This is a genomic window from Arthrobacter sp. 05L417 (assembly GCF_056397865.1).
On record NZ_JBFTOG010000023.1, the window covers coordinates 1 to 17,855 of the forward strand.

Below are 17,855 nucleotides of genomic sequence, written 5' to 3' on the forward strand. Positions count from 1 at the left end.
AACGGCACCCTGCTATGCAGCCACCACCACCACGTCATCCACAAAGAACACTGGACCATCACCATGGAAACCGGCACGGCATGGTTCAAACCACCACCCCACCTCGACCCCCGCCAAACACCCCGACGCAACCACTACTTCAGACCCACCCGGACATAAACCTGCACAGACACGAAACGCGCCTGCACACGGGGTTGATCGCCGTCGCGCAAAAACAGGGCCGGCCGCGGGCAAATCACCGCTTAGGCTGGCGTCCCGCCGTCGACGTCTGCCATCGCCTGTTCGCGGACGGCCGCCATCCTTTGGACGACCGTGACGCCCGTGGCGGCGGCGAGAATGACAAGGGTCACCAGCAAGACGACGGGAGGCAACCCGAGTCCGGTCAGGCCGGTGACGAGGAGCACCGAAATGAGCCTCTCCGCGCGCTCGGCGATGCCCACGTTGGCGTAGAAGCCCAGTGATTCCGCCTTGGCGCGGGCGTACGAAACCACCATCCCGAGTACCAGGCACGCGAGTGCCGCCATGGCAATCGTGCCGTTCCCGCCGCCCGTGAAGAACCAGATTGCGACGCCAGCGAAAATCGCGCCGTCAGCCAGCCGGTCCAGCGTGGAGTCGAGGAAGTTTCCCCACGGTCCGCTGCGTCCCTGCTCCCTCGCCATGATGCCGTCCACGACGTCGGACAGCGCGAAAACGGCAATCAGCAGCGAACCCCACCAGAGCTGGCCCAGGGGGTAGAGAATCAGGGCGCCGAGAACAACGCCGGCGGTCCCGACGACGGTAACGGCGTCCGGCGAAACCCCAACCCTGAGTAGGAATCGGGCAAGGGGCGAGAACAACCCGGTGAAAAACCCGCGGGCGTGCCGATTAAGCATCCGTCTCCCCGGATAGCTCCGACTCTTCCGGCCAAGCGTCGGCCACCTGCTGCCGGACCTCGTCAAGCGTCTGTGTGATGGCCTTCGTCTGGGCGATGATCGGGAAGAAGTTTCCGTCCCCACCCCAGCGCGGAACCACGTGCTGGTGCAGGTGCGCGGCAATTCCAGCCCCGCCGGCCACACCTTGGTTCATGCCCAGGTTGAACCCGCTCGGGTTGGCCACCTTTCGCAGCACCCGCATCGCAGTCTGCGTGAGCTCCGCCATTTCCGCCGTTTCCTGCACCGTGATGTCCGTGTAGTCCGGAACATGCCTGTAGGGGCACACCAGCAAATGGCCGGGGTTGTAGGGGAATAGGTTGAGCACCACGTAGCACGTCTTGCCGCGGCGCACGATGAGGGCTTCCTCGTCCGTGCGGCTCGGAGCCACGCAGAACGGGCAGTCGTCCTGGTTCTTGAACTGGTTTTGCCCGCCCTTGATGTAGGCGAGGCGGTGCGGAGTCCACAGGCGCTGGAAGGCATCAGGAACACCTGCCAGACCGAAGTCGTCGGTCACTTCGGCATCGCCCGGATAATCAGCTGTCACGCCCGTGTTCTCCTGCACTGTTTCTGCCCCCCCGCGGTGTCCGACTCGTCAGCTCTCGCGGTTCTTGACGGCGTCCACAATCCTTCGGACGGCCTCGGCAACGGGCACACCGTTGTCCTGGCTGCCATCACGGAAGCGGAACGACACCGCACCCGCCTCTGCGTCCTCCCCGCCGGCAATGAGGACGAAAGGAATTTTGTCCTTGCTCGCGGTGCGGATCTTCTTGGGGAAGCGGTCGGAGGAAATGTCCACCTCGGCACGGATGCCCGCGGCCTTGAGTTGGCCGACGACGTCGAACATGTAGTCGTTGAACGCCTCCGCCACCGGAATGCCAACCACCTGCACGGGCGAAAGCCAGGCAGGGAATGCTCCCGCGTAGTGTTCGGTCAGGACGCCCATGAAACGCTCTACCGAGCCGAACAAGGCACGGTGGATCATGACCGGACGCTGGCGGGTGCCGTCGGCAGCCTGGAACTCCAGCTCGAACCGCTCAGGCAGGTTGAAGTCCAGCTGAATGGTGGACATCTGCCAGGTGCGGCCCAGCGCGTCCTTGGCCTGCACGGAGATCTTGGGGCCGTAGAACGCGGCTCCACCCGGATCCGGGACCAACTCCAGCCCGGAGGCCTCGGCTACTTCGGCCAAGGTACGGGTGGCTTCCTCCCAGGCGGCGTCCTCGCCAACGAACTTGTCTTCGTTCTTGGTGGACAGTTCAAGGTAGAAGTCGTCTAGTCCGTAGTCCTTGAGCAGGCCAAGGACAAAGTTCAGGGTGGTGGTGAGCTCGTCCTTCATCTGCTCGCGGGTGCAGTAGATGTGGGCGTCGTCCTGTGTCATGCCGCGCACGCGGGTCAGACCATGGACAACACCGGACTTCTCGTAGCGGTAAACAGAGCCGAATTCGAAGAGCCGAAGGGGCAGTTCCCGGTAGGAGCGGCCGCGCGAACGGAAGATGAGGTTGTGCATGGGGCAGTTCATCGGCTTCAGGTAGTAGTCCTGGCCGGGCTTGCGCACGGTGCCGTCGTCGTTCAATTCCGCGTCGATGTGCATCGCCGGGAACATGCCGTCCCTGTACCAGTCAAGGTGGCCGGACACTTCGTAGAGGTGTCCCTTGGTGATGTGGGGGGTATAGACGAATTCGTATCCGGCGTCCACGTGGCGCTGGCGTGAATAGTCCTCCATCGCCTTGCGGATGATCCCGCCCTTGGGGTGGAACACCGGCAGGCCGGAGCCCAGCTCATCCGGGAAGGAAAAGAGGTCCAGCTCGGCGCCGAGCTTGCGGTGATCGCGGCGCTCAGCCTCGGCGATGCGCTCCTGGTACGCCTTGAGCGCGTCCTTGGTGGGCCAGGCGGTGCCGTAGATACGCTGCAGCTGCTGGTTGTTCTGGTTGCCCAGCCAGTATGCCGCCGAGGAGCGGGTCAGGGCGAAGGCGTTGGAGATCAGTTTGGTGTTGGGCAGGTGCGGGCCGCGGCAGAGATCGCACCAGACGCTCTCACCGCTCTTTCGGTCCACGTTGTCGTAGATGGTGATGTCTCCGGCGCCCACCTCGACGTTGACGCCCTCGCCGGCGTCGGCGGCGTCGTTCTTCTTGCCCAGCAGTTCGAGCTTGTAGGGCTCGGCCTTCATGGCTTCGCGGGCTTCGTCTTCGGTGACGACGCGGCGCACGAACTTCTGGTTCTGGTTGATGATCTTCTGCATCATCTTCTCGAGCTGGCGCAGGTCTTCAGGAGTGAAAGGCTCGGCAACGTCGAAGTCGAAGTAGAAGCCGTCTGTGATGTAGGGGCCGATTCCGAGTTTGGCATCCGGACGAAGCTGCTGCACGGCCTGGGCCATGACGTGTGCGGCGGAGTGGCGCAGGACGTTCAGGCCGTCCGGCGAGTCGATGGTGACGCCATCAACCTGGGCTCCCTCGGGCAGTACCTGGTCAAGGTCCTTGAGTTCGCCGTCGACACGGGCCACTACGACGTCGCGGCGCTCAAAGAAGAGTTCCGCGCCGGTGGTCCCTTCCGTCACCTTGGTCTCTTCGCCATCGACGATGAGGGTGATCTGCTGGGCATCTGACACGGGTGTCTCCTATTCATTGATAAGGCTTCATAGCTTGTGGCGTACGGGGACCACAGCCAGCCATCGTCCATCGTATCCGCTCGGGCTGGGGCAGCCAAAGCAGGCGCGGGCGAGCCGTTTTTCAGCAGGAAGACTTGGTGGCGGACGGATTTTTGGCATGCCTCATTGCGGCCCGTGGAACCCGTAACGGGGAGGGCCTTGGGGACTGGAGTGCGGGGCGGTTCGTGAAACCGCGCTGCCGCAGGGCTACAAGCGGCCTGCCGCGCTTCTTACTTCGTGCTTCCGCCATGCGGGTTGGTGGAACAGATGCAAGTGGTGTGCCTGACGCTCAAGGGACGGCGTCCACCGTCCGTGGCTCCGGTCCTTGATGAGGGCCGTTCCGGCGATCTCCCTGAGTGTGGATATCCCGCGAACAGCCGACTGCTTGGTGGCGAAGGTCGTAGACATCGCCAGAATGTCGCCTTCGCCGTCGCGTAGGGCAATCCTGTACCCATCGTTGGGTCCGTCGATCAGCTCAAAGTATCCAGCCATTGTGTGGCCTCCTTTGAAACCCGAGGTTGTAAAGGACACCAACCAGTCTACCGAGCCAAACCCCTTTGGGCGGTGAGTTTTTGGGAGTAGTGCGACGGTTCCGCAGGTCCGCTAGGGCTTGGCTTCCAGCAATGCAAGGAGAGCACTGCCGTCCGGACTGCCCAGGCCCGTGCAGGGATCCCAGCCGGTCCCGGCATGGTAGCTTCCATTGGAGCCTGAGGTGATGTCATGGAAGCCCGACGCCGGTTGGGTGCCGTTTTGGTAGAGCAGTGGCTGGATCAGCCCGAAGCGCCTGTTAGTGGCCTGGGCGAGGCGGGCAACCAGGGCCGCCCAGAGAGGCGCCACCGCACTGGTTCCCCCGATCACCATGTCTTTCCCGTCGACGCGCACTTGGTAGCCGGTTTGCGGGTCGGCGACGCCGCTGACGTCGGGCACACCCCTTCCAGCTTTCTTGTGCTTGGCGTGTCCCGAGATGCCCGACTGCCAGGACGGAACCGGAAAGACATCGCTGTATCCTCCGCCGGTAGCCGAGTTGGGGCCATCGTTCCAGACCGTTTCCGCGCTGATGACACCTGTTGCGGCGTCTGCTTGAAGGCGGGTTCCGCCGCAGGCCAGCACATGCGGGCTCGACGCCGGGAAATCGGCATGATCCTTGCTGTCCGTTGCGCCATCCGCACTGCCGTTGTCCCCGGCTGCTGCTGTCACCGTCACTCCGAGGGCTGCGGCGTCCGCCATGGCCTGGTCGAAAGCGGACCGGGCCTGGGCGGTCCAGGCGTCTTCGCTCTGGCCCCAACTGATGCTGATCGCGGCCGGCGCCGGGTTTGCATGGGAGGCTGCGACAATCGCATCCAGGAACCCGGCGTCGGTGTTGGGAGCAAAATAGGCCACAATGTTGGCCTTCGGCGCCAAGGCGCCGACCACTTCAATGTCGAGCAGGACCTCCCCGTCGGCGCCTGCCGGATCCTGCCCCGGCTGGTTCGCCCCGCCGTCGACTCCTACCGCGGTGATGCTCGGCGTCGCGATACCAAGCTCCTGGAAGTAAGCGTCAAGGTCTTGCTGCCCGTAGCCGCCGCCCAGCTCGAGGATGGCTACGGTTTGACCCGTCCCGTCCGTTCCCTTAGGGAAGTTGTAGATCTTTCCCAGCTGGGGCGGGGTATAGCTGGTACTGGCCGCGGCCAGGGGGATGGCGCGGAATTGTGCACGGGCCTGCGGCCGGTCGTCAAGGCCGAGGACGGCAACGACGACGCCGTCGAGGGCTGCAGGTAGTTGCAGGCCGCCGGTGCGATGCCTGTGGGTGACAGCGGTGCCGTCCGGGCTGCGGCTCGTCAGCTCGTCGAGGGACGTCCCGAAGATGTTGCTCATCTGCTCCACGGTTCCGGCCAGCCGAATCCTGCGGCTGGCCGCGTCCGACTCCACGACGTCGAGACCGAGGTTGGCGAAAGTGCCTACAGCCAGATCCAGGTCTGCTGCCGATGCGCCGTATCGGGAGGCAAGTTCGTCCCGCGAAAGGGCTGCGGACGGAACGTCGGCCATTTCTTCCCGGCGCCTCAGGATGACCGTCGCCTCGATCCGACGGGAAGGATCAACGGGACCGAAGGTAGCCCGGACGCCCGGAGCGGGAGCCCTCTCTGATCCTGGCAGCGGAACGCTTTGCGTCTCCCCCGGCTGGCGATCTTCTGGAGTGTCCTGCATCGACATTGGTGCCTCCTACCCTCGCGGTGACAAAGCTCAGTCCCCTGAGATTATGCACCAGGAGCCACTTTGGCACCATGGCCTGGGAGAGACCTCAAGCTGCGACGATCACCTCTTTGAGCTGCGCCAACCTGAGCGATTGCGGCTCCCGGAAGGGCTTGGGCAGGGCGGCCACCCACGGTAGCGTGGGGCCTTGGCGGGCCATGCCACTGCAGCGGCCTGCGCTGCGGCGAGTCAAAGGAGCGAACCATCAATAGGTCACACCGAACATCAGCCCATGAACCCGACACTGCAGTAGAACTGAACCCGGTGTTCAGCCGACCGGGAGAATCCAGTATTTTTCCACGGTTCACCATTCCGGACGGGGAGTCCCTTCCTTCCACTGCTTATCAGGTTGTCCACGACGAAGCCATGCTGGACGGCAACTCCCGCCTGAACCTGGCAACGTTCGTTGGAACGTGGATGGAACCGGAAGCGTCGAAACTGTACGCCGAGACGTTCGACAAGAACATGATCGACAAGGACGAATACCCCCAGACGGCCTTGATCGAGACCCGCTGCTGGCGGATGCTCGCAGACTTGTGGAACGCGCCCGAGCCCGCCAAATCCGTTGGGACCTCAACGATCGGTTCCTCCGAGGCATGCATGCTGGGCGGACTGGCCTTGAAGCGTCGCTGGCAGCACGCACGGCGGGCGGCCGGTCTTTCCACGGACAAACCCAACCTGGTCCTCAGCTCGGCCGTCCAAGTGTGCTGGGAGAAGTTCTGCAACTACTGGGACGTGGAGGCCCGGTACGTTCCCGTATCGAAGGAACACCAAGTGCTGGACGGCTACGAGCTGGACAAGTACGTGGACGAGAACACCATTGGCGTTGTAGCGATCATGGGAGTGACCTACACGGGAGCATATGAACCCGTGGAACAGATCTCGGCGGCGCTGGACGAAATCCAGGAAAAACGCGGCCTGGATATTCCGATCCACGTCGACGGCGCCTCTGGAGCCATGGTTGCACCCTTCCTGCAGCGGGAGACCGTCTGGGACTTCCGACTCCCGCGGGTTGCCTCGATCAACACGTCCGGCCACAAGTACGGCTTGGTTTATCCCGGCCTCGGCTGGGTCATCTGGCGTGACGAGCAGGCGCTGCCCGAAGACCTGATCTTCCATGTCAGTTACCTGGGCGGCAACATGCCGAGCTTCGCCCTGAACTTCTCACGCCCCGGCGCCCAGGTGCTCCTTCAGTACTACCTGTTCCTCCGGCTCGGATATGAGGGCTACAAATCCGTCCAGGCAACTTCCCGGGACGTGGCGCTTTATCTCTCCAGCGAAATAGGGGCGATGGAGTCGTTTACTTTGTGGAGCGACGGATCGGACATTCCGGTCTTTGCCTGGCAGCTCACTGACGGCTACACGGAAAAGTGGAACCTCCACCACTTGTCCGAACGGCTGCGGATGAATGGCTGGCTCGTCCCCGCATACCCCATGCCCGAAGGACTGAGCGAGATTACTGTCCAGCGGATCGTTGTCCGCAACGGCTTCACGCGCGACCTCGCGTCCAGCTTCCTGGCCGACCTCAAGAAGGAAGTCGCCTACCTGGACGGCCTCACCGCGCCGATGCCCGCCGGCGGGCAAACCCAGGCGTTCCACCACTAGCCAGCCGCTTCAAGGAAGGATGCGTGCCATGTGCCGGTTGTTCGGCTTGCATGCCGGTTCACAAGCAGTCCGGGCCACTTTCTGGCTTTTGGACGCCCCGGACAGCCTCGCCGACCAGAGCAAGCGCGAGCCCGACGGCGCCGGAATAGGCACCTTTGACGGCGACGGTAAGGCCCATGTCGCCAAACAACCGCTCGCCGCATGGGAGGACCACGCCTTTGCACGTGAGGCACGGGTCCTGAAGAGCACGACGTTCCTGGCCCATGTGAGGTATGCCAGCACCGGCGCGCACACCATGGTCAATACCCATCCGTTCGAGCAGGACGGGCGGTTGTTCGCCCACAACGGAGCCTTCGGCGACCTTGAACGGCTCGATCAGCGGCTGGCTGAGTTCGGGGTCGCGGACTTGGTGAAGGGCCAGACCGACAGTGAGCGCCTCTTCGCGCTGATCACCGCGGAAAGCAGACGGGCGGATGGCGACGTCGGCGAAGGAATTACCCAGGCGATCAGCTGGATCGCCAAGGAGTTACCGGTGTTCAGTTTGAACCTCATCCTGACGACCGCGAGCGATGTTTGGGCAGTCAGGTACCCGGACACGCATGAGCTTCACATTCTGGAACGGCTGCCTACCCGCTCGGACGAGGCAGCTCCCCTGGACGCAAGGAGCTCCCGCATCCGCGCGCACAGCAGGGAGGCCTCGCGTGCCGGACACGTCCTCATCGCCACCGAACCGATGGATGACAACCCGCAGTGGAGTGCGCTGCCCGCCGGCGCTCTGGTCCACGTCAATCCGGATTTGGCTGTGACTATCAGCCACCCGTTCCCGGAGGCTCCGGCACATCCCCTAACCCTGTCCGACCTCTCCCCCTCGGCGGCCGCATCCCAGAAACCGTGATCCTCGACCACAAGCCAGCGCTCGGCGTCTTAGCCTGAAGGCCGCGTGTTCATCGTGTCCATGGGCCCTGCCGCGCATAAGATCGATCCATGACCGCTGAAGTCGAATCCGAAACCGCCTTCGTCCCGGCCGTCCAACTCGACGGGCAAATGAGCATCAACGACGTCCTGCTGGAGCTGGGACGGGAACCCGTGGTGTACCCGTCTGCGAACGCCGACGCCGGCGACTTCCACATCTTCTAGGACGACGTCGGGTCTCGGCCGACGTCGGGGCCACCACCGCCGCTGGGAAGTTTCCGTTGATAGAGGTACTGGCAGGGACTCCCTCAAGGCGCTTTTAGGTCACTATCGTTGATCGCATGGACAACCGGAACGACGCTCGCGATTTCCTTGCTTCCCGTCGGGCGAAGATCACCCCCGAACAGGCGGGGCTGCCGTCGTCGAGCGGGAACCGCCGAGTACCCGGGCTCCGTCGCGGAGAAGTCGCAACCCTGGCCGGGGTAAGCGTTGAGTATTACACCCGTCTTGAACGCGGAAACCTTGCGGGAGTGTCTGAAAGCGTCTTGGAAGCACTGGCCAATGCCCTCCAACTCGACGAGGCTGAGAGCGCACACCTCTTCGATCTCGCCCGCACGGCCGGAACAAGCAAGCGGCAGCGTCGGTCGGCCCCGCAGCAGGTCCGGCCAAGTGTCCAGTTTGCCCTTGATGCCATCACTGACGCGCCGGCATTTGTCCGCAACGCGCGCATGGACATTCTGGCTGCCAACAAACTCGGCCTTGCTTTGCATTCCGAGATGTATGTCAACCCGGTCCGGCCGGCCAACTATGCTCGCTTCATATTCCTGGATGAGGAGCGGGCGCGGCGGTTCTTCCCGGATTGGGAACTTGCCGCCAACAACATGGTGGCCATCCTGCGCACCGAGGCCGGCCGCGACCCGTTCGACCGCGGGCTGAGCGACCTCGTAGGAGAGCTTTCCACCCGAAGCGATGAATTCCGCACTCGCTGGGCCGCACACAACGTGCGCCGCCACTACAGCGGTTTCAAGCACTTCCACCACCCCGTTGTGGGCGAACTCCGCCTGCTGTTCGAGGCAATGGAACTGTCGGCGGACACCGGGCTCTCCCTATTCATCTACCCTGCGGAACCTGGCTCCCCTTCCGCAGATGCCCTGCGCCTCCTCGCGAGCTGGGCCGCCACCCAGGAAATGGCAGAGCAACCCCAAGCCGCACCTGCTGCAGGTGGAGTGTGACGGCAGCGGGATAGCCTACGATCTCGGGTCCCGGCGTCCCTCCTCGTCGCCTCGGTCGTCCTCGCGTTCCCGTCGGGTTTCGTCGTCGTCCCTGTCCCGGCGGCTTTCCGTACCATCCGGGTCCGAGCGGTTGCCTGCATCGGGGTCCAGCTCTTCCGCCCGCCGCAGCCTGTCTTGCGAGACTTCGTTGGCCCGCTCGGCAGCCTTCTGCTTGTCCGCGGCCTCCTTGTGCAGCCGTTCCGCTTCGCTCTCGGCACGCGCGGCGTCGGCCGTCGCTCGAGCGGCCTCAGCGCTGCGCTCATGAGCTCCGACGGCGTCGGCCCGGGCCTTCTCGCGGAGGTCCGCGGCGCGCTTGCGGTTGGCGGCGTCTTTAGCACGGCGCCCAAAAACGACGACGGCGACGATCAGCGCGATGATTACAATCGCCACCACGATCCAAATCCAAATTTGCCCGTCCATTGCAGCTCCCCTCGACATTGACTGAGCATCCGCCGCGCCGGTTCCATCCTGCGGCCGACCCTGCCGTTGGCCAGCTGAGATCGGCGTCCTCGGATAGCGCGCGGAGGCAGGTTCCTTGAGTCAACAACTTTGCGTGAAGCATGGCACGAGTGTCGTCTACTTGTTTTCGCCAGGGCAGCGCCAGCGGATTGCCAGCCAGACAGCTACTCCACGGTTGGAGAGTGCCTGCGGGTGCCAAAGGTCAATGAGGGTTCGTCGGGGGTGGCCAGGGTCAGCACGGCTTCCTCCACGGTTTCCTGATCCTCGAGTTCGCGTTCGACGCGGCGCAGGGCCACGGCCACTTCATGTTCCCGGAGGTCGCCCTTGATATCAACGGCGGCCACTAAATACAGCTTGCGTGGACCAACGAATTCCAAGTGCAAGTACGTCAGCCGTTCGATTTCCGCATGTTCCAAGACGCGCATTGCCATCGATTTCTCAAGCTCGGGAGTAACGCCTTGGCCTACAAGGAAGCGACGATTGCGATCTATCAGGACCACTGCGATGACACCGAGAAGGATGCCGACAAATATGGATCCGAGAGCGTCAGGCACCGGGGATCCTGTGACCTGGTGCAGGAAGACGCCCATGGAGGCAATGACGAGGCCGATCAATGCGGCACTGTCCTCCGCGAAGACAGCACGCATGGTGGGATCCGAGCTCTTGAGGACCTGCTCCAAAGTGCGGCGTTCAAGCTCCCGTGCGGACTTGCGGGCCTGCCGGAACGCCTGGACGAACGATCCCCCTTCGAGGACGAAAGATATCGCCAAGACCGCGTAGGCGATCGCAAAATCGCGGGCGGGCTCCGGTGCGAAAAGCTGTTGGATGCCGTGCATCACGGAGACCACTGCGCCGGCGGTGAAAAGCCCAAACGCAGCGAACATCGACCACACGTATGCTTCCCTGCCGTAGCCCATTGGATGGGCCACGTCCCGCTTTTTCGAGGATCTCCTCTCGGCCACCAGCAGGAAGACCTGGTTTCCGGTGTCGGCCCAGGAGTGGGCGGACTCGGCGATCATCGAGGCAGACCCGCTCATCACGGCAGCAACGGTTTTCGCCGCGGCGACAAGGAGATTTGCCGCAAACGCCAAGATCACGGTCATGAGTGATGACGATTGCATCTTGACCCTCTTGGTTTGAGCCATGGAAGCTACGGTACCCAACAATGGTGGAGGCCGCCCCTGGTGGTCGCCCAGGAAGGATCGGAAGGTTTGGGCGTTACGGACCGCATTCCCGCCGCCGTCGTTATCGGCCAGCCTATGGTCGACGTCCCTGAATAAGTAAGCTGATGATATTCGGAATCGATGAGAGGTTGGTCGATGGCCATGCGATTCGGGTCGATTTTCGGGCTGATCGTGGTGATCTGGCTCGTCATAGGAGCAGTAGCGGCCGGACAGCGAGGCTACTTCAGCGCCGTCCCGGCGCAGTGCTCCCAGTTCGCAACGATTAGCCTGAATATTGTTGCCGGTCCCTTGAACTACATGGGACTGAACCCCGTGGCAGGTTGCGAACTGCCGCGTCCGTCGTGAGCGGACCGGAAGATCCCCTGCTCCCCGGGCCGGCTCCCGACACCAGGCACGAGTCCGAGGACCAACGGATGGACCGCAATTGGAATGAGCTGCTCCAGGAAATGCGCGTCCTCCAGACAGGCGTCCAAATCATTGGAGGCTTCCTGCTGACCCTTCCCTTCCAACAGCGATTCGGCACGCTGACGGAGCTGCAGAAATGGTGGTTCCTCCTCCTCGTTGTCCTGGCAACCATGACTACCGGCCTCATGCTGGTTCCGGTCAGCCTGCACCGGCGACTTTTCCAGCATCACGTCAAGTACCGGCTGGTGGCTGCAGGGAACCTGATCGTGAAGGCTGTCCTGGCTTGCGTAGCCCTACTGATTGCAGGATGCGCCGGACTGATCTTCAGCGTTGCCGTGGGGCCCGAGGCAGGCCTCGCGGCGGGTGGCGGCATTCTTGTCGCTCTCGCGGCACTCGTGCTGCTGTACCCCCTGCTTTCCTGGTCTCCCCGGCGCCGGAAGGTAGCTTCGGAACCCTAGTTCGAGGTCCAATGCCGGCCTAGTCTAGGCCTTTAAGATCAAGATAGTAAGTTTGCTGATCAATTTCCCGGAATCCATGGACAAGAGACCGCCAGCCTACTAATTTCGATGTGGTAGCAAGCTCAAGCGACCGCCGAAAGAGGGCCGGCGTCCCTCTCGTCCGGGGCCCGGGTCCTGGATCTCCAGGCCGCCCTCCCGGTCACGACCGAAGACGTCGTGAGTAGCCGGTTCTTGATTTTCCATCAACAGGTTCAACCAATGCGGAAGGACGGTATGGATATGCACGAGCACCATGCAGCCGAGGAAGAGGAGTTCGGAGGTTACGGAACCCCGACGCCCGAACAAGAAATGCCAGGACGCGAGGGGCAGCAAGCGGATCAGTCGAAGGACACCGACACAACGACACCCGAGGAGGACGACGATTCAGCTGCTGTCCCATCGGCCGATGCCGAGCTGGACGACTCGAACTCCGAGGGGACCGGTCCCGGAAGGTCTTTTTCGTCGGAGCCGAAGGGCGATGCAACAGGGATGCCCGAGGATAAGTCCCCGAAAGACGACGACGGCGAAACATTCGACGCCGGCTAGATCGCCTAAGCGAGCACCAAACTCCGCAGGAACAAGCGCAAGCAAGGAGCATGAACATGGCTACGGTTAACCGAACAATCGACGTGGAAGTTCCCGTTTCAGTGGCATACAACCAATGGACCCAGTTCGAGTCTTTCCCGGAATTCATGAAGGGCGTCGAAGCGGTCGAACAAATCGACGAGACCGCCCTGCATTTTTCCACCAAGGTCGGCGGCGTCAAGCGCGACTTCAACGCCCAGATCCTGGAGCAGGTCCCGGATTCACTGGTCAGCTGGGCCAGCATTGACGGACCGAGGAACGCGGGCACGGTAAGCTTCGAGCCCCTTGGTGCGGACCGTACGCGGGTGAGTGTGGAGATCGAATGGGAGCCGGAGGGCCTTGCCGAAAAGGCCGGCTCCCTGGTGGGCATCGACGATATGCGGGTTTCAGCCGACCTCGACAAGTTCAAGAAATTCATCGAAGAACGCGGCTATGAGACCGGAGCTTGGCGAGGCTCCGTAGCCGCCGGCGATGTCGACGACTCTGGGGAACCAGTCTCCCCCGTCGTCACCACCTCGGAACTGCCCGCCGTCGATCCTGACTTGACGGCCCCCGCAGCTATGGAAGCGGCCGACGGCGGTGACGCGCCTCGTGTTGGCCAGTACACCGAGGGCGACTACGGCACGGAGCGGGTCACGGATCTGTCCGCCGAGCGGATCGAAGGCGACTACACCACGGAAGACACTCCGAGGAGCAAACAATGAGCGAGTTCCCTCCCGACCCCACGCGCGACCCGAACGCTGACCCCACCCGGGAGCCCGGCCCAAGCCCGGCGCCGGAGCCCGTCCCGTTGCCGGAGCCAGGTCCTACGCCCGTCCCGACCCCTGGCCCGGAGCCTGAACCCGGGCCCCGCCCGGGAACCCCCGAGCCGGTGCCACTGCCCGAGCCGGACCCGTCCCCTGTCCCCGAGCCGGGTCCGGACCTTCCCTTCCCGCCCTCGCGGCCCTTGGGAGAGCCGCCCCTCACGATTTTGTGAGCCCGGCACGTAGGACAGGCGCGCCCGCTCGGAGCGTATGAAAGGCAACTGAGATGTCAAAAGGTCCAGAATTGCGGCCTGCACCGATGCAAGCCGAAGAAGCGGATTCCATCCGGGCACTAGCCACGCAATTGCGTGTGGATTCCATCAGGTGCAGCACCAACGCCGGCTCGGGTCATCCGACGTCGTCGTTGTCGGCCGCGGATCTCATGGCGGTCCTCCTCACCAGGCACCTTCGCTACGACTGGGATAATCCGGCCTTGCCGAACAACGACCACCTCATTTTCTCCAAGGGACATGCTTCACCCCTCCTGTATTCCATGTATCGGGCCGTGGGCGTGGTCGAGGAAGATGAGCTGCTGAACACCTACCGTCAGTTCGGCGCCCGGCTTCAGGGCCACCCGACCCCGGTGCTGCCTTGGGTCGATGTGGCTACCGGCTCGCTGGGACAAGGGCTGCCGGTCGCCGTCGGGGTAAGCATGGGTGGACGGTACCTGGACAAACTGCCCTTCCACACATGGGTGTTATGCGGAGATAGCGAACTAGCCGAAGGGTCGATTTGGGAGGCCTTGGACAAGGCGGCCTACTACAAGCTCGGCAACCTCACCGCCGTCGTCGACGTCAACCGGCTAGGCCAGAATGGCCCTACCGAACTGCAATGGGATATGGACGCCTACGCCCGGCGCGTTGAGGCTTTCGGGGCCCGTCCCCTCATCATCGACGGACATGATCTATCAGAGATCGACGACGCGCTGAGTCGGGCCCGGAGCGATCCTGATAAGCCGACGGTCATTCTGGCCAAGACGATCAAGGGCAAAGGGGTGCCTGAGATCGAAGACCAAAACGGCTGGCACGGCAAAGCGCTACCTGCAGACATGGCCGAGAAAGCCATAGCAGCCCTTGGCGGACCAAGCAGCGTCCACGTGACCACCCGGTCTCCGGAGTCCGGCGCTCCAGCAATCACGCCGGACACTCACGTTGCGGTCACACTTCCGGATTGGAAGGTCGGCGACAAAGTGGCCACCAGGGCCGCCTTTGGCGCCGCCGTGTCCGCTCTTGCCGTTCGGCCCGACGTGGTGGTCCTGGATGGAGAGGTGGGAAATTCGACTCACGCAGGAGACTTCAAGGAGGTGGCCCCTGAGCGGTATTTCGAAGTATTCATTGCCGAGCAGCAACTCGTTGCCGCCGCCATCGGTCTCTCGGTTCGCGGCTACGTGGCCTTCGCGTCAAGTTTCGCGGCTTTCCTGGTTTCGCGGCCATTCGACTTCATCCGTATGGCCGGAGTCTCAGAGGTGAACATCCGGCTCGTCGGCACGCATGCCGGCGCTGAAATCGGGCAGGACGGTCCTTCGCAAATGGCGCTGGAAGACATTGCCGCCATGCGGGCAGTGCACAGTTCCACGGTGCTCTATCCGTCCGACGCCCCGTCCACAGCACAGCTCGTGAGCGCCATGGCAGACACGCCCGGAATCTCCTACCTGCGCGCCACCCGGGGTGCCTATCCCGTGATTTACGGGCCGGACGAACAGTTCCCCCTTGGCGGAAGCAAGGTCCACGGAGCCAGCCCCGAGGACCAAGTGGCGCTCATCGGCGCCGGCGTCACACTCCACGAATGCCTCGCAGCCGCCGAGCAACTGGCCCAGTCGGGAATCAAGGCCCGCGTCATCGACCTCTACTCCATCAAGCCGATCGACGTCGACACCCTGCGCCGGACGTGCCTCGAAACCGATGGCCGGATAGTTGTCGCAGAAGACCACTACGCCCAAGGGGGCATCGGCTCGGCCGTGCTCGAAGCGCTCGCGAGTGCCAACACTCCCAAACTCCATCTGGCACTTCTCGCCGTAAGGGAACTGCCGGGTTCCGGCGAACCCAAGGACTTGCTCAACGCCGCAGGTATTTCCGCGCGCCACATCGCTGCCGCCGCGCGCGATCTGGTCATGGACTGATAACGCAACGGCGCGACGGCGGGACGGCGCCGCCAGTGTGAAGCCGCGGGCCGCCGCCGGCCGTTGTCGAACGAACCTAGACTCTTGCGGTACGCGGCATTGCGACCGAACCCCGCCGGATAAGACGCGCGGAGAACTCGGGCCCGTTGGCCACGGGCTTCCGCCCCTCGATTTGCCGAATCAGGGCACTGGCAGCGGCCACGCCCATTTCGTACACAGGTTGGGCAATGACGGTCAGCGGGGGGCTGGTCAGGCGTGTCCAGGAAAAATCGTCATACATCAGGAACGAAACGTCGTCGGGGATCGCGAGACCCAGCTCCTGGATGGCTTCGACGACGCTGAGCGCTATAAGGCCGTCGGAGGCCACAATGGCGGTGACCGGCTCGGGCATGAGCAGAAGTCCGCGGGTGATGTTCCGGATGGAATCCGCGTCGCCGGCGTTGAGCCGCACATGGTCCTCCGAGAGCGTTAGTCCGATTTCCGAGAAGGCGCGCTGCATACCTTCCAGACGCTCCGAGATCTGCGTGGAATCCAGCACCATCCCGGCCCGGTACGCAGAGTCGGTCTTGAGGGTGGAGACAAAAGCGACCTGGCGGTGGCCGGCCTCGAGGAGATACCGGGTGGACTCGTAGGAAATATCGATCATGCTTACTGCGATGGTCTCAACGTCCAGCCCCTCGGCTTTTCGGTCCAGGAGCACCAGGGGCCGCCCGGATTCGTGAACGTGCTGTAAATGTTTTGTTTCGACAGACGACGCCGGCGCCACGATCAGTCCGTCCACGCGCTTGTCGAGCAGGACCTGAACCGCCTCGACTTCCGCGGCTAATTCCTCATCGGTGTTGATCAGGATGACGTTGTAGCCGCTCTTCTTGGCAGTGTCCGTAATCCCCCTCGTTGCGAGTCCGAAGTGGGGGTTCTCAATGTCGCCCACGACTACCCCGATCGTGTTGGATTTCCCCGTGTTCATGCTGCGGGCCAGCTCGTTGGGCCTATAGGAAAGCTCCTCTGCTGCCGCAAGGACCCGGCCCCGGACTTCTTCGCTGACAGCCCCGTAATTTCCCAGTGCCCGTGCAGCCTGCGCCTTGGACACCTGTGCCGCTTTCGCGACGTCGGCGACCGTAATCTCGCGTCGCCTCGAACCGTTGCTGCTCATGTATGCCTTCCGAAGGGGGCCTTGACGGCCAGTGTGGCTTGGGTTACATTTTTTGCAACCCCTTGTGAGTCCGGTCTCAATCTTAATCACTGAGACCGGACTCAACAAGAGGAAATCCGCAAGGCTTTAAGGCCGCTTCCTGCTTCTCATGATTGGAAATTTGCTGTGACTAAACGACTGAACTTCCGCCCGGGTGTGATCGTTGCGGCTGCCGTCGCGGCCCTCCTCGCCCTCAGCGGGTGCAGCGGATCAACACCCGCCTCGTCGGCGACGGCTGGAAACCCTTACGGCCTCATCGAACCCGGCACCATCCGCGTAGCCAGCTTGGGCGATGCCAAGCCCTACACCTTCACGGACGCCACTGGAAACTTCACGGGATTCGACGTCGAGCTGTTCAAGGATGTCGCGCACCGCGCCGGTGTGGACAAGGTCGTCTTTACCGGACAAGACTTCTCGGCGATCCTGCCGGCCGTCGCCAACGGACAGTTCGACGTCGGGGTAGCGGCCATCGGTATCACGGACAAGCGTAAGCAGACCGTGGACTTCTCCAACGGCTACCTGGCTGGATACCTGACTGTCCTTACGACCAAAACCTCCGGGATCAAGGATGTCAACGGACTCGCCGGCAAGCGGCTCGGCGTTGTACAGGGCACTCTGCAAGAGGCTTACGCGGTGAAAAACTTCCCCTCTGCAAACCTGGTGCGCTTCCCGGACAACAACTCCGCGATCTCGGCAGTGAACAGCGGTTCGGCTGACGCCCACTTCCTTGACTACGAGGCCGCGAAGTCCTACGAACAGCAGTTCGGGCTGGTCAGCGCCGCTGATATTCCCTCTTTTGACGCACCGGCCGGCTTCGCACTGGCCAAGGACAAGACCGCCCTCAAGGATGCCTTGAACAAGGGACTGGCCGCGGCAATGGAAGACGGCACCTGGGAAAAGCTCTACCAGAAGTGGTTCCCGGGCTCCCCGATGCCTACCCAGTACCTGCCCAAGGCTGAGCAGACCGCCAGCCCCGCGCCTAGCAAGTAAATCACCTGTTGGCGGGCGGACCATTCGCGGTCCGCCTGCCCAGCAGCCACCT

At 63.1% G+C, this 17,855-nt stretch carries 18 protein-coding genes and 1 pseudogene; 11 read left to right on the forward strand and 8 right to left on the reverse strand.

The genetic code is table 11. The features are described 5' to 3' along the window. Nucleotides 1–159 (forward strand): annotated as a pseudogene (locus AC1DJW_RS16205) (DUF222 domain-containing protein); the annotation flags it as partial. 83 nt (nt 160–242) lie between these two features. On the opposite strand, the gene pgsA reads toward AC1DJW_RS16205, so the two are convergent. The 5 genes from pgsA to AC1DJW_RS16230 all read right to left on the reverse strand — a co-directional run bounded on the left by pgsA (nt 243) and on the right by AC1DJW_RS16230 (nt 5,742). Next, nucleotides 243–872, reverse strand: coding sequence for a phosphatidylinositol phosphate synthase (pgsA, locus tag AC1DJW_RS16210; RefSeq protein WP_284755546.1), 630 nt, complete (start codon nt 870–872; stop codon nt 243–245). After that, complete coding sequence (locus tag AC1DJW_RS16215) at nt 865–1,473, reverse strand: HIT family protein (RefSeq protein WP_284755547.1); 609 nt, start codon at nt 1,471–1,473, stop codon at nt 865–867. Before AC1DJW_RS16215 ends, pgsA begins: the two co-directional genes overlap by 8 nt. Nucleotides 1,474–1,503: 30 nt before the next feature. Further along, the gene (gene thrS / locus AC1DJW_RS16220) at nt 1,504–3,513 is read right to left on the reverse strand and encodes a threonine--tRNA ligase (RefSeq protein WP_284755548.1); all 2,010 of its coding nucleotides are present in this window, start codon (nt 3,511–3,513) and stop codon (nt 1,504–1,506) included. 246 nt (nt 3,514–3,759) lie between these two features. Then, nucleotides 3,760–4,044: a YegP family protein gene (locus tag AC1DJW_RS16225; RefSeq protein WP_284755550.1), complete on the reverse strand. Its 285-nt coding sequence runs from the start codon at nt 4,042–4,044 to the stop codon at nt 3,760–3,762. 111 nt (nt 4,045–4,155) lie between these two features. Then, the gene (locus tag AC1DJW_RS16230) at nt 4,156–5,742 is read right to left on the reverse strand and encodes a S53 family peptidase (protein WP_476901877.1); all 1,587 of its coding nucleotides are present in this window, start codon (nt 5,740–5,742) and stop codon (nt 4,156–4,158) included. A 243-nt stretch (nt 5,743–5,985) separates the two neighbouring features. Here AC1DJW_RS16230 and gad point away from each other — a divergent pair, with 243 nt between their 5' ends. From gad to AC1DJW_RS16250, 4 genes are all read left to right on the forward strand, one after another. Next, a complete protein-coding gene (gene gad, locus AC1DJW_RS16235; protein WP_284755641.1) occupies nt 5,986–7,386 on the forward strand; it encodes a glutamate decarboxylase in 1,401 nt (466 codons plus the stop codon). 28 nt (nt 7,387–7,414) lie between these two features. Next, nucleotides 7,415–8,281: a class II glutamine amidotransferase gene (locus AC1DJW_RS16240; RefSeq protein ID WP_476901878.1), complete on the forward strand. Its 867-nt coding sequence runs from the start codon at nt 7,415–7,417 to the stop codon at nt 8,279–8,281. 89 nt (nt 8,282–8,370) lie between these two features. Then, nucleotides 8,371–8,523 carry a hypothetical protein gene (locus AC1DJW_RS16245; RefSeq protein WP_172465612.1) on the forward strand — a complete coding sequence of 51 codons (153 nt, stop codon included), beginning with the start codon at nt 8,371–8,373 and terminating at the stop codon, nt 8,521–8,523. Between the two features lie 116 nt (nt 8,524–8,639). Then, nucleotides 8,640–9,530, forward strand: coding sequence for a helix-turn-helix transcriptional regulator (locus tag AC1DJW_RS16250; protein ID WP_284755556.1), 891 nt, complete (start codon nt 8,640–8,642; stop codon nt 9,528–9,530). A 15-nt stretch (nt 9,531–9,545) separates the two neighbouring features. Here AC1DJW_RS16250 and AC1DJW_RS16255 read toward each other — a convergent pair whose 3' ends face one another. Next, nucleotides 9,546–9,962 carry a hypothetical protein gene (locus AC1DJW_RS16255; RefSeq protein ID WP_460455432.1) on the reverse strand — a complete coding sequence of 139 codons (417 nt, stop codon included), beginning with the start codon at nt 9,960–9,962 and terminating at the stop codon, nt 9,546–9,548. A gap of 230 nt (nt 9,963–10,192) precedes the next feature. Beyond that, nucleotides 10,193–11,173, reverse strand: coding sequence for a cation diffusion facilitator family transporter (locus tag AC1DJW_RS16260; RefSeq protein WP_284755559.1), 981 nt, complete (start codon nt 11,171–11,173; stop codon nt 10,193–10,195). Nucleotides 11,174–11,347: 174 nt separating this feature from the next. Here AC1DJW_RS16260 and AC1DJW_RS16265 point away from each other — a divergent pair, with 174 nt between their 5' ends. The 5 genes from AC1DJW_RS16265 (at nt 11,348) to AC1DJW_RS16285 (ending at nt 15,621) form a co-directional block, all read left to right on the forward strand. After that, nucleotides 11,348–11,557 carry a hypothetical protein gene (locus AC1DJW_RS16265; protein ID WP_284755563.1) on the forward strand — a complete coding sequence of 70 codons (210 nt, stop codon included), beginning with the start codon at nt 11,348–11,350 and terminating at the stop codon, nt 11,555–11,557. Then, nucleotides 11,554–12,075 carry a DUF6328 family protein gene (locus tag AC1DJW_RS16270; RefSeq protein WP_350225171.1) on the forward strand — a complete coding sequence of 174 codons (522 nt, stop codon included), beginning with the start codon at nt 11,554–11,556 and terminating at the stop codon, nt 12,073–12,075. The genes AC1DJW_RS16265 and AC1DJW_RS16270 overlap by 4 nt, the downstream gene beginning before the upstream one ends. A gap of 273 nt (nt 12,076–12,348) precedes the next feature. Continuing rightward, entirely contained in the window at nt 12,349–12,660 is a 312-nt protein-coding gene (locus tag AC1DJW_RS16275) for a hypothetical protein (protein WP_476901879.1), read from the forward strand. A gap of 56 nt (nt 12,661–12,716) precedes the next feature. After that, a complete protein-coding gene (locus AC1DJW_RS16280; RefSeq protein ID WP_476901880.1) occupies nt 12,717–13,403 on the forward strand; it encodes an SRPBCC family protein in 687 nt (228 codons plus the stop codon). Between the two features lie 325 nt (nt 13,404–13,728). After that, nucleotides 13,729–15,621 carry a transketolase gene (locus tag AC1DJW_RS16285; RefSeq protein WP_476901881.1) on the forward strand — a complete coding sequence of 631 codons (1,893 nt, stop codon included), beginning with the start codon at nt 13,729–13,731 and terminating at the stop codon, nt 15,619–15,621. A gap of 76 nt (nt 15,622–15,697) precedes the next feature. Here the strand turns inward: AC1DJW_RS16285 and AC1DJW_RS16290 are convergent, their stop codons facing one another. After that, entirely contained in the window at nt 15,698–16,774 is a 1,077-nt protein-coding gene (locus tag AC1DJW_RS16290) for a LacI family DNA-binding transcriptional regulator (RefSeq protein WP_284755572.1), read from the reverse strand. Between the two features lie 165 nt (nt 16,775–16,939). Here AC1DJW_RS16290 and AC1DJW_RS16295 point away from each other — a divergent pair, with 165 nt between their 5' ends. Beyond that, nucleotides 16,940–17,803, forward strand: coding sequence for an ABC transporter substrate-binding protein (locus AC1DJW_RS16295; RefSeq protein WP_284755574.1), 864 nt, complete (start codon nt 16,940–16,942; stop codon nt 17,801–17,803). Nucleotides 17,804–17,855: the final 52 nt, after the last annotated feature.